We start from the raw sequence: 2487 nt of genomic DNA on the forward strand, positions 1-2487 counted from the left end.
AAGAGACTGTACTGCCATCTGGGTAAATCATCTTCGAGATATTGCCATAAGCATCATACTCGTACTGGATCAGGCTACCATCTCCCTGACGAACACCCGTGATCTCGCCTTCTTCGTTGGTCGCGTACTGGCTGGTTCCTGTCAGGTCACTCATAGACACCCGACGGCCATCCGCATCATAGGTGTACTGAGTCACTCCACCTGCACAATTATTTTAAGTTAGATCTCACTATTTTGATTACTATTTGAAAATGAAGTTGAGACCACATGATCTCAACTTCATTTCTATTATTTTTTCTTAATTCTCAAAACCCACTCCGCCTGTAATCTGGGTAATGAGTTCTAAATGTTCTTTTATGCCAACCTTGTCAATATTGACTAGATCTCTTTTTCCTCCCAGTACAAGAAGAGGAACAAAACCAAAGCATTGATTGTAAGCCAAGCTCCCATACTCCTTAACCGCTTCTTCATAGAAAGGAATATCAAAATAGTCCTTTAACAACTCTTCATCCTCTAAATCTTCTAGAAAATAATGCATATTTTCTAAAATAGTGATGAAATCTCCCTTCTTATATTCTACAATTCTCAGATAGTCTCCTTCCTCTAGAGTGATAATATCCCCAAATGCGGTTATAAAAACAGGGATAGATAAATCACATCTAAAATAGGTCTTTTGCACAAATTCTATATATTCTTCTGGATTGATAATTTTTAGATAACCATCAAGTAAAAATCCCAATCCATATTGTTTCCACAATTCCACTAATTCATCTGGAACTTTTGGGGCATACTTTTCAATGACTTCTTCTGGCATAGCTGCAAATTTGGTAAATTGTAAGTTCATTTTTTCTCCTAGTATTGTAATTTAACATTCAAGTAAATTTTATTTAAATCTTCATAAGGTGTAGTTCTGACGATTTCATCCACAACATTATCTACAGTAGCAATTTTATCTTTCCACTGAACACCAATTGATGAATTAATGCCAAAGTCTCCCACTCAAGTACTCCTTTAAAAGATAAATAACAATCCAAAAGAGAGGCACGGCTATAACTTTATATACTTAACTGTCTATAAAAATCAGCATTCATTTCTAACAATTCTTTAAAGGGAACTATTTTTCTAACTGCACCTGATGGAGTGTATTCCATTGACCAAATAAAAGGATAGGTCAACACAACTTCATTTTTTTCAAGCGATAAATCTAATGTTAACAAATCTGGTGCTATAAGTTCTTGATAAAATGTGTCTAACTGATTTGTCGTCACCCAATATAAAAATTCCTTATAATCTATCTCCAAATCCTCCCATTCTAATGTATCAGGAGCGAAATATTCTATTGAATTTAATTTTTCAATATTTATTGCAAATAGACCTCCCAAGATATCATAAGCTATCAAACAACGATTAGAATTATAACATTTTGAAAACAATTCATTACAATAGCTAAAGCCATTCTCTGAATCATTCCCCAAAATTTTTAAATAACCATTCACAGTTATATAAGAAAAATGTTCTAAGATAAACTTCATTTCTTGTGGTATTTCGATACTTTCCGTTATTTTTTTATTAAATTCAAGGAATTTAATATCATTAGAACTTTTATCAAATTCCGCAATAATCTTTTCCATAGTCAACATTTTATTCACCTACTCTATTATATTAAATTCACTTTTGTACCATCATCATACGGTCTTAACTGATGACCTGCTGTAGATCCTGAACCACGATTATCTGATCTACCAATCGGTCGAACACTAGCTCCTGCACCACCTTCTTTAAACATAGCTGGTGGATACTCATCTAGATCTTTATTAGGGACTTTTTTAGTCCCTCTTAATGCTTCTTTCCTATTTAATTTAGCATTTTCTCGGTCAATAGTAAGAATGGAAGGTTGACCATTTTTAATAGCATCTTCAATATGTTGAGCAGTCTCAGGATATTTCGACTTAGAAATATTCACATTCACAATATCAGAAGACTTAGCCTCAGGCTTCTCCGCAAACATTTGGAGATTCTCTAATGTCATTGGTAGACGTCCACCTGTAGTAGGCTTCGTCGTCACCACATCAGCCTTAGGCGCTCCAACTGTTCGGCTACTTACACCTTCCGTCACTGCGTTGAGCAGGAGGCTTGTTCCAATGCTGGTTGGAGTGATCTGGCCTCCTTGAGCCGCATCACTGATCGTGTCAATCACGGTTTCACCTACCGTATCAACCCCGTGACGCACCAGACTATTGGTCACACTTGAGCTGGCTGCTCCGAGACCACCCGTAAGACCTCCTGTAAAGGCTCCAGTGACCGCACCTCCCTTGATACCTTCCAATGTATCCTTGAGGATAGTCTTACCATCTTTTCCTGATAAGACACCTGAGACGAGTGCTTGCGTTCCTCCGCCTGCTGCTACAGTCGCAGCTGCCACGATGGCAACCTTCTTCCAGTCGACATTTTTCACGAAATCAACGACTTGATTCTTGATCCGTTCGG

5 protein-coding genes are annotated in these 2487 nt (G+C 37.3%); all 5 read right to left on the reverse strand.

Translation table 11 applies throughout. The features are described 5' to 3' along the window. A partial coding sequence (locus SORDD16_RS09165) for an RHS repeat protein (protein ID WP_164966515.1) occupies positions 1-196 on the reverse strand: 196 nt, incomplete at its 3' end. A 102-nt stretch (positions 197-298) separates the two neighbouring features. Further along, on the reverse strand, positions 299-844 hold the full coding sequence (locus SORDD16_RS09170) for a T6SS immunity protein Tdi1 domain-containing protein (protein WP_061453209.1): 546 nt from the start codon (positions 842-844) through the stop codon (positions 299-301). Between the two features lie 8 nt (positions 845-852). Continuing rightward, positions 853-999, reverse strand: coding sequence for a polymorphic toxin type 15 domain-containing protein (locus SORDD16_RS11200; RefSeq protein ID WP_128973498.1), 147 nt, complete (start codon positions 997-999; stop codon positions 853-855). A 56-nt stretch (positions 1000-1055) separates the two neighbouring features. Then, positions 1056-1631, reverse strand: coding sequence for a DUF2625 family protein (locus SORDD16_RS09175; RefSeq protein ID WP_164966514.1), 576 nt, complete (start codon positions 1629-1631; stop codon positions 1056-1058). A 26-nt stretch (positions 1632-1657) separates the two neighbouring features. Continuing rightward, a partial coding sequence (locus SORDD16_RS09180; RefSeq protein ID WP_061453211.1) for a NucA/NucB deoxyribonuclease domain-containing protein occupies positions 1658-2487 on the reverse strand: 830 nt, incomplete at its 5' end.

The sequence above is a fragment of the Streptococcus oralis genome (assembly GCF_001578945.1).
Lineage (GTDB): Bacteria > Bacillota > Bacilli > Lactobacillales > Streptococcaceae > Streptococcus > Streptococcus oralis_Q.